Here is an 8471-nt window from a genome sequence, read left to right as displayed (position 1 = left end):
GACCCACGACGCGCTGATCGCCCCGTGGTGCATCAAAGGGGCGATGGACGGTCCAGCCTTCGCCACCTACATCCGCGAAGTCCTGATCCCCGAGATCAATCCGGGCACGGTTGTCATCCTCGTCATCCTCGCCACCCATCGAAACCGGCAGGCGACCGAGGCCCTGCGCGCCCATGGTTGCTGGTTTCTCTACCTGCCGCCCTATTCGCCCGATCTCAACCCCATAGAAATGGCATTTGCCAAGCTCAAGGCCCACCTGCGCAGGATCGGCGCCCGCACTTTCACCGAGGTGTTCAAGGCCATCGGTCAGGTCTGTGACCTATACGGGCCCGACGAGTGCTCAAACTACTTCACCGCCGCCGGATATGTATCAGGTTAAAACCGAAATGCTTTAGGTATCGCGGCAATGGCTGGAATGGGACATCCTGAAGGCGGCCCAGCGCGGCGCCGCGGAATTCGGCATCCGCCCGCGCGCCGATTTCAACGATGGCGACAACGAAGGGTGGGACTTTTTCGAGGTGAACCTCCAGGGCGACATGCGCTGGAATACCGCCCGTGGCTTTCTGTGTCCTGCGCCGTCGCGCCCGAAGCTGCCTTCGGCAGGCTTCCTGGCAGCGCCCCCGCACCGGTTGCGTTTCGTCAAACGATTGGCATCGGTACAGTCATAGAGTATGCGCCAGACATGCCGAGCGGCTTCATCATCACATCCTATCCAAGGGACGAATAACATGAGACCGCCCCAAGCCTTCTACGATTTCACGTTGCAATTCCACCAGGATTTGGACCTGGTCTATCCGAATTGGGGGTCTGACTCTCCCACGGCTCGCCATGATATCTACGAGAGTTTTCGCCAAAGGTTTGGCGACGAGGCGATACGTGAACTGAATGTATTTTTCGGCAGACTGCTGTCAGATGAAAATGCTGATCTTGAGGATCTGTGGTTCAAAGAGTCCAAGGCCGACTGGGTCATTTCCGGCGAAGGTATCCGGCGGCTTTTCAAGGATTTTCAGGCATGGGCGTCATCCTTTTAATGGCGACTTCAGGACGGCACGATTGCTCATGGCTGGGTCGAGGTATTCGCGGAACTGACTGAGGGCGAGCTCCGGCTGGGTGAACTTCCCGGCTTCACGCCCGAGCGTATCGAGCCGTGGCTGGAGGCCTATCCGGCCGAGGTCCTTGGTCTGCCAAACCACACCGGATCGCCGGCCACGGACGTTCCTACTAGCAACACCATCTCAACCCCGATCCCCGATGGAGTAGGGCCGAGCATCGTAGAGGCGCGAGGTGGTGAAGACCATGGAACAACAAAAGGCAACACTGTTCTGGATCGACGCCTGGCTCAACAGCGGGGACCGCGATCGCGCGCGGCGTCTGGATAAAGCCGGGAAAGGTGGTGTTCGACGCGGAACGTCCGGCAGGTGCGCATGACGGTATCCACTCGCGACATGATCGGGCGTGACCGGCGGCGGGCGGCGTGGAGGGCCGAGACAGCGTGCCCACGGTCAACGGCAAGCCGGAGCAGTAGTTTTCCGGCGCGACCAGCAGCACCACCAACGCGTATCTTCATAGATCAGTCGTTTTCGCTTGCGCTTTCGCGGTAGGTGCTTTTGATCGTTTCCGATCTTGGTCGCTGTCGACCGGCGGCGATTGAAGGAAATCATGCACTGCTGTCGCGGATCGGCGGAGGAAGTCGGCGAGAAAACGGATTTCATCGACCGTGTAGGGCGCGAGCATATCCGTAAGCATCTGCCTGGCATCGGCGAACGCCGGATCAATCGAGTGCCGCGCGGTCGCTGTTGGCGTAAGAATGACCTTCCGGCGGTCGCTGTCGTCCCGCGACCGCTTGACGAACCCTTTGCGTTCCAGACGATCTATGAGCGCGGTGACAGATGCCGAACTCAGCCCCGTCAATTTGCCAAGCTCGCCCGCCGTCAGCTTGCCCGATCGCTGAATGAAATCGAGGCTCTTAATGTCGGTGGGGCCAAGCCCCAAGCGATCTGCGATTGCCGCGTGAAAAAGCACGGTGGCCGTGCTGTGTTCCTGCGCAGCTGTCTGAAAAGCCTGTTCGGCCGCCTGCCGCTCGCTGGTCATGCTTGATTATCTCGATACACCGTGATATTCGACGAATCGAGAGTATCGAAATACTGAATGACTTTCAAGAGGAACGGCACCGATGGAACATCGTGACAGCGAGTCACGTATCATGGCGCTTCTCGAACGGATGAGAGAGGCATGGCGCAAGGGCGACGCGCAGGCTTATGCCCGGTGCTTCACACCCCAAGCCGACTATATCTCCTTCGATGGAGTGCGCGCGCATGGACGTGCAGAGATCGACCGCACGCATGGCGAGTTATTCGCGTTCATGCCGGATTCGGTATTGGTCACGTTGAACACCGATATCCGGTTCATCCGGGATGATATTGCCCGCGTTATCGTGATCGGAGCGGTCCTGCTCCCGTGGCAATCTTCTGCGAAGAAGGGGCGGCTTTCGATCGGAAGCGCGGTAGCTGTCCGTCAGGACGATGGCGGATGGTTGTTTGATGCTTTCCAGAACACGCGGGTCAATCCGCGACCAGTCCCCAAAGGGATCGTTGGCAACATCCTGAAAACCATGATGAGGCTTATGCCGGCCAGAACGGCATCAATTCATGACACTATCACAAAGCGCGAATAAGCGATGCGGCGGCATTCGGCACCGGCGGAGGATCAGCGCCGCCCCAGCGAAACCTCGGTCTGCGGATCGAACAGGTGCAGCGATCCGGGGGCGGCCTGTGCGGTGATCGTGGCGCCGACGGTGGGGATGTCATGGGGCGCGGCGGTGGCGATCAGCGCCTTGGCGCTGGCCTCGGGTCGGAAATGGACCAGTGTTTCGGGGCCGAGCGTCTCGACCACCGTAACCGTTCCCGTCGCCGCAAAGGCGGCCGCGCCGTTCTGGCCCAAATGCAATTCCTGCGGGCGGATGCCGATCAGTGCGGCGCCATTTGCATCGGCCATGAACCGGCCATCGGCTTCGGTCACGGTCAGGATGTTCATCGAGGGCGTGCCGATGAAGCGCGCGGTAAAGACGTCCTTCGGGTGATCGTAGATCTCCATCGGCGTGCCGGTTTGCAGGATATGGCCGTCGCGCATCACCACGATCCGGTCGGCCATGGTCATCGCCTCGACCTGATCATGGGTGACGTAGACGATGGTCGTGCCAAGCCGGTTGTGCAACTCCTTGATCTCGATGCGCATCTGCGCGCGCAACTGGGCGTCCAGATTGGACAGGGGTTCGTCGAACAGGAAAGCCTGCGGATCGCGGACCATGGCCCGGCCGATGGCGACGCGCTGGCGTTGACCGCCGGACAGGGCGGCGGGGCGGCGTTCCAGATAGGGGGTCAGGCCGAGCAGTTCGGCGACCTCGGAAATCTTGCGGTCCTTTTCGGCCTTCGACAGCGGCGAGGTGTGCAGCCCGAAGCCGATATTCTTGCGCAATGTCAGATGCGGATAGATGGCGTAATTCTGAAACACCATGGCAATATTGCGGTTCTTCGGCGGCATGTTGTTCACGACGCGGTCGCCGATGCGGATCTCGCCGCCCGAGATATCTTCGAGCCCGGCGATCATCCTGAGCGTCGTCGACTTGCCGCAGCCCGAGGGCCCGACCAGCACCACGAATTCGCCATCCGTGATTTCCAGGTCGATGCCGTGGATGACCTCGGCGCGCCCATAGCGTTTGACGAGGTCGGAAATCTGGATGCGGGCCATCAGACGGCTTCCTTCAATCGGGCGAAACGGGTGGAAAGTTCGGTGGCCGCAGCCTTCGCCGTGGCGCGCCGGGTGGCGATCCGGCTGTCAAAGTCCGCGAGATTGGCGTCATAGCTGGCGAAGGCGGCATCCAGCGCGGCCGGGGCAGGGCCGCCGAAACGGTCTCGAACAGCCACGAAATGCCGGGCCGATACGGCTTCGGTGAAGGCCTCCGGGGTAAAGACCGGCGGCCGGTCGGTGATTCGGCTGAAAGCCTCGGCGAAGGGGCCATAGCCGTCATCAAGGCTGCTGCCGTCGGCGACCACCGCCCGCGCCGTTGCGGCGGCGATTTCATGGGCGGTGCGGAAGGACAGGCCTTCCTTGCGCACCAGCGTATCGGCCAGTTCGGTGATGGTGATGCAGGCGCGCGCCGTGGTCGCCGCCACCCGCTCGGCGTTGATACTCAGCGACGGGATCAGCGCGGTCAGCAGCGACAATACCCGTTCCGCCGCGTCGAAGGCGGCATAGCCGGCCTCTTGCGTTTCGCCCTCGCTGTCGTTCATGTCGGTGAAGGGCGTGTTGTGGATGATGGAAAGCTGGGTCCGTGCGCGCCCGGCCGCCTGACTGGCCAGATGGCGCAGATGTTCGATCGGCACCGGATTGCGCTTCTGCGGCATGATCGAGCTGATCTGCACGAAGGCGTCGGGAACATGTATCTGGCCGACCTCGAAGGCAGACCAGAATTGCAGATCCTGGACAAGCCGGCCCAGATGCAGCATCGGCAGTTCCAGCGCCGAATAGGTCGCGGTGATGTAATCGACCGCCGCGATGCAGGAATAGCTGTTCTGCTGCGGCGCCGCGAAGCCAAGCAGATGCGCCACCAGAACGCGGTCGATGGGAAAGCCGGTGGTGGTGATCGCGGCCGCGCCCATCGACGACAGATCGACGATTTCCCTAGCGTTTTCAACGCGCTTCATATCGCGAAGCAGGATTTCCAGTGCCGCCGACAGGTAATGCCCGAAGGTCGAGGGCTGGGCCGGCTGGCCATGGGTATAAGCCACGATCAGGGTGTCACGCTCGCGCCGGGCGGTGGCCAGCAGGGCGCCGGCCAATGCCCGCATCTGGTCCAGCAGCGCGTCGATCCGCGCCCGCAGCGCCATCTTGAAGATCGTGTGGTCGATGTCGTTACGGGAACGCGCGGTATGCAGCCGGCCGCCCAGATCGGGGCCAAGGCGACGCTTCAGTTCCCGCTCTACGTAGAAGAAATAATCCTCGACCTCGCCGGTATAGATCATGGCGTCCAGATCGCGCCCGGCGGCGATCTGGTCGAGCGCTGCGGCGATCCGCGCCGCGTCCGCCGCGGGCAGGATGCCGGTTTCGGCCAGCATCGCCAGATGGGCGCGGTCGATGGCCTCGAACGCGCCGGCGTGGAAGCGCTTGGCGCCCTCGAACAGCGGCGCCAGCACGGTGCGGGCATAGGTCGGGTCGGGGAACTGGTCGTAATCGGCCATCTCAGCCTTTCAGCCCGGCCAGCATGACGCCGCGGACGATATAGCGTTGCAGGACAAGAAAGACGATCAGCGTCGGTATGGTCGCCAGCGCTGCGCCGGTCATGATCATTTCCCATTTGATCGCCTGTTCCACCGCGAAAGAGGACAGGCCGATCGGCAGCGTATAAAGCTCTTGCGAGGTGGTGACGATCAGCGGCCAGAAGAAGGCGGTCCAGTTGCCGAGGAACGCAAAGATCGCCAGCGCCGAAAGGGCAGGGGTCACCAGCGGCATCGCGACGCGCCACCAGATCTGAAACTCGTTCAGACCGTCGATGCGGGCGGCTTCCAGAAAATCATCCGGCACGGTTTCAAAGAACTGCTTCATCAGGAAGGTGCCGAAGCCGGTCATCATGCCGGGGAACATGATCCCCCAATAGGTGTCGATCCAGCCGAATTGCGCAGATAGCAGATACCACGGGATGACCAGCATTTCGGTCGGGATCATCAGCGTCGACAGGATGGCGATGAACACCAGTTGCCGGCCGCGAAACCGGAATTTCGCCAGCGTATAGCCGACGAGACTGTCGAAAAACAGCGTCGACAGGGTGACGCAGGTGGCGATGAAGGTCGAATTCAGGAACCACCGCATGAAGCGGCCGTCCGAGAGCACGCTGCGGTAATTGTCCAGCGTGGCGCGCGCCGGGATCAGCCGCAGGTCATAGATATCCGCCCCCGGCTTCAGCGAGCTGGAGAACATGTAAAGCAGCGGCGTGATCATGATCAGCCCGCCGATGAACAGCAGCGTCCAGCGCATGACGGCACCGGGGCTGATGCGCTGCATCCAATGGCTGCCGTCGGTCATGCGCGGTCCCTCATTACCCAAAGTTGCAGCAGCGAGACGATCAGCAGGATGGTGAACAGCACCACCGTCTGCGCCGCCGCATAGCCCATGTCATAGGATGAAAACGCCGTCTGATAGATCAACAGCACCAGCGGCTTGGTGGAATTCAGCGGGCCGCCCGGATCGTTGGTGGTCATGTTATAGACCTGATCGAAGATGCGCAGGAACCCGATCGAGCTGAAGACGACCAGAAACACCATGGTGGGTTTCAGCAGGGGCAGCGTGATCCGGCGCAGGATCGCGCCCTCGCCCAGCCCGTCGATGCGCGCAGCCTCGTAATAGGTGGTCGGAATGGCGCGCAGCCCGGCCAGAAAGATGATGATCTGAAAGCCAAGCCCGGCCCAGATCGCTGTGACCAGGATCGAGGGCAGCGCCAGCGTCGTCGATTTCAGAAAGGCGACCTGCGAAAAGCCGAAGCTGGCCAGCAGGTCGTTGATCACTCCGGTCGGCGCCGGCTGATAGAACCACCGCCAGACCCAGGCCATGGCGGCGGCGGTGGTGATGAAGGGCACGAAGTATAGCGCGCGCAGAAAACTGTGCAGAAATCGGGTCTTGTCAAGGTAATAGGCGATCGTGAACGACAGAAGCAGGCTGATCGGCGTGCCGATGATCAGATACAGGAAGGTGTTCTTGAACACCTTCCAGAACACCGGGTCGGCGAACATCTCGCGATAATTGTCGAAGCCGATGAATTTAGGCTTCGACATCAGGTCCCAGTCGGTCAGCGACAGCCAGAATGCCTGTGCGGTCGGATAAAACCGGATGACGGCATAGAAGGCGACGGGCAGGGCAAGAAAGATCCATGCCCAGATCGCCTGACGCCGGGCAAGGGACGGGCCGTTGCGGGGCGGATCGGGTTCGGTGGTCATGGCGGGATCCTTGCGCAGATGCGGATGCCCGCCGCCGGACGCGCCGGGGCGGGCAAGGGGGGTTACTTCGCGGCGTCGTCGATGATCTTCTGCTCGGCTTCGGCCGCCTGAGTCAGCGCCTCGGGGATCGGCTGATCCTCCAGCATGACGCGGTTCACCATGTCGATGGTGACCTGACGCTGCGCCGCCTCGTCGACAAAGCGCGTGGTCTGGGCGTATTCCAGCCCTTTCAGGAACGGGCCATAGATCGGGTTGGCCAGATTTTCATCGGTCAGCGCCGCGCTGCGCCGTGCCGGCAATTCGCCCACCACATCCAGCCAGATCGCCATTGCCTCGGGCGAGCTGATATATTGCAGGAACTTGACCGAGGCCGCCAGTTCCTCGCCTTCGGTCTTGGCGCCGATGGCATTGGCGAAATAGCTGGCATAGTTCGACCGCAGCCCGTCCTTGTTGGCCGGAAGCTCGGTCACGCCCCATTCGAAATCGGTGATCTCGCCGAAAGAGCCGAGCCGGAAGGTGCCGTCGATGGTCATCGCGGCGCGCCCGGCCTTGAAGGCGGCCTGACCTTCGTCCATGAAACCAAGCTGGGTGACTTTTTCGTTCTTGGCCAGACCGATGTAATAGCCAAGCGCATCGGCGCCGGCCTGATCGGCATAGGTCACCTTGGTGTAATCGTCGCTATAGGGCGCGCCGCCATATTGGCGCACCAGCACCTCGCGCCACCACTGATGATCCTGCCCGGCCGGATCCATGGTGATGCCGACGGTTTCCAGATCGCCCGCCGAATTGGTCTTGGCGGTGGCCTTGGCGGCGGCGACCAATTCCTCCAGATTGGTGGGCGGGGCGACCCCGGCCTCGTCCAGCAGCTTCTTGTTGTAGAACAGCGCCAGCGAGCGGACGGCCGTCGGCAGGCCGTAATATTTGCCGTCGCGGCTCATCGCGCCGACGATGGGGAAGAATTCGGCCTCGATGTCGGCCTTGGGAAAGGCGTCCTCGGGCAGGGGCTGGATCAGGCCGCCGTCGATGAACTTGTCGGCCCAGCCATAGAACAACTGCATGACGTCGGGGGCCTTGCCCGCCATGTTCGCGGCGACCAGACGGGTCTGGTAATCGGCATAGGGGAAGGTCACCTGCTTGACGGTGATGTCCGGGTTCGCCTCTTCGAATTTGGCGATAAGCTGGTCCATCGCCGCGACGCGGGTGTCATAGACATATTGCCAATATTCGATTTCGACGGCACCGGCCGGCCCGGCGAAGATGGTCGCGCCGGCAACGGCTGCGGCGGCGATGATGCGATAAGTCATGGGTCCTCCCTTCGGGTTATGGCCTGCCGTCACGACGCGGCGGCGGTGCAGCCATTTCAGGCGTCTTGTCAGCGCAGGCTGCGCCGCTGCGGGCCATCCTGTCAATAATAAAGAAAGAAGCTTGTCTTTTTCCCGGATGGCTCGCAGTCTGGTCGCCGAATCCGCAAGCAATCCAGCGCAG

Annotated in this window: 9 protein-coding genes; 3 read left to right on the top strand and 6 right to left on the bottom strand. The window is 61.9% G+C overall.

All coding sequences use genetic code 11. The features are described 5' to 3' along the window. Together ACFSCT_RS06350 and ACFSCT_RS06345 are read left to right on the top strand one after the other, a co-directional pair. A partial coding sequence (locus ACFSCT_RS06350) for a transposase (protein WP_379141101.1) occupies nucleotides 1-379 on the top strand: 379 nt, incomplete at its 5' end. 349 nt (nucleotides 380-728) lie between these two features. Next, the gene (locus ACFSCT_RS06345) at nucleotides 729-1031 is read left to right on the top strand and encodes a hypothetical protein (protein WP_379141099.1); all 303 of its coding nucleotides are present in this window, start codon (nucleotides 729-731) and stop codon (nucleotides 1029-1031) included. A gap of 532 nt (nucleotides 1032-1563) precedes the next feature. Here ACFSCT_RS06345 and ACFSCT_RS06340 read toward each other — a convergent pair. Beyond that, the gene (locus tag ACFSCT_RS06340; RefSeq protein WP_379141097.1) at nucleotides 1564-2091 is read right to left on the bottom strand and encodes a MarR family winged helix-turn-helix transcriptional regulator; all 528 of its coding nucleotides are present in this window, start codon (nucleotides 2089-2091) and stop codon (nucleotides 1564-1566) included. An 82-nt stretch (nucleotides 2092-2173) separates the two neighbouring features. Here ACFSCT_RS06340 and ACFSCT_RS06335 point away from each other — a divergent pair, with 82 nt between their 5' ends. After that, on the top strand, nucleotides 2174-2674 hold the full coding sequence (locus tag ACFSCT_RS06335) for an SgcJ/EcaC family oxidoreductase (RefSeq protein ID WP_379141094.1): 501 nt from the start codon (nucleotides 2174-2176) through the stop codon (nucleotides 2672-2674). 32 nt (nucleotides 2675-2706) lie between these two features. On the opposite strand, the gene ACFSCT_RS06330 is transcribed toward ACFSCT_RS06335, so the two are convergent. The 5 genes from ACFSCT_RS06330 to ACFSCT_RS06310 form a co-directional block, all read right to left on the bottom strand. After that, on the bottom strand, nucleotides 2707-3747 hold the full coding sequence (locus ACFSCT_RS06330; protein WP_379141092.1) for an ABC transporter ATP-binding protein: 1041 nt from the start codon (nucleotides 3745-3747) through the stop codon (nucleotides 2707-2709). After that, entirely contained in the window at nucleotides 3747-5237 is a 1491-nt protein-coding gene (argH, locus tag ACFSCT_RS06325) for an argininosuccinate lyase (RefSeq protein WP_379141089.1), read from the bottom strand. Before argH ends, ACFSCT_RS06330 begins: the two co-directional genes overlap by 1 nt. A 1-nt stretch (nucleotide 5238) precedes the next feature. Then, nucleotides 5239-6078 (bottom strand): carbohydrate ABC transporter permease, encoded by an 840-nt coding sequence (locus ACFSCT_RS06320; protein ID WP_379141087.1) that lies wholly within the window; start codon nucleotides 6076-6078, stop codon nucleotides 5239-5241. After that, nucleotides 6075-6986 (bottom strand): carbohydrate ABC transporter permease, encoded by a 912-nt coding sequence (locus tag ACFSCT_RS06315; RefSeq protein ID WP_379141085.1) that lies wholly within the window; start codon nucleotides 6984-6986, stop codon nucleotides 6075-6077. Before ACFSCT_RS06315 ends, ACFSCT_RS06320 begins: the two co-directional genes overlap by 4 nt. A gap of 62 nt (nucleotides 6987-7048) precedes the next feature. Beyond that, nucleotides 7049-8290 carry an extracellular solute-binding protein gene (locus ACFSCT_RS06310; RefSeq protein WP_379141083.1) on the bottom strand — a complete coding sequence of 414 codons (1242 nt, stop codon included), beginning with the start codon at nucleotides 8288-8290 and terminating at the stop codon, nucleotides 7049-7051. Nucleotides 8291-8471 lie beyond the last annotated feature (181 nt).

Source organism: Paracoccus pacificus, from assembly GCF_042680785.1.
GTDB lineage: Bacteria > Pseudomonadota > Alphaproteobacteria > Rhodobacterales > Rhodobacteraceae > Paracoccus > Paracoccus pacificus.
Note: the sequence above shows the minus strand (reverse complement) of the source record. Positions and strands in the feature narration are given on the sequence as shown.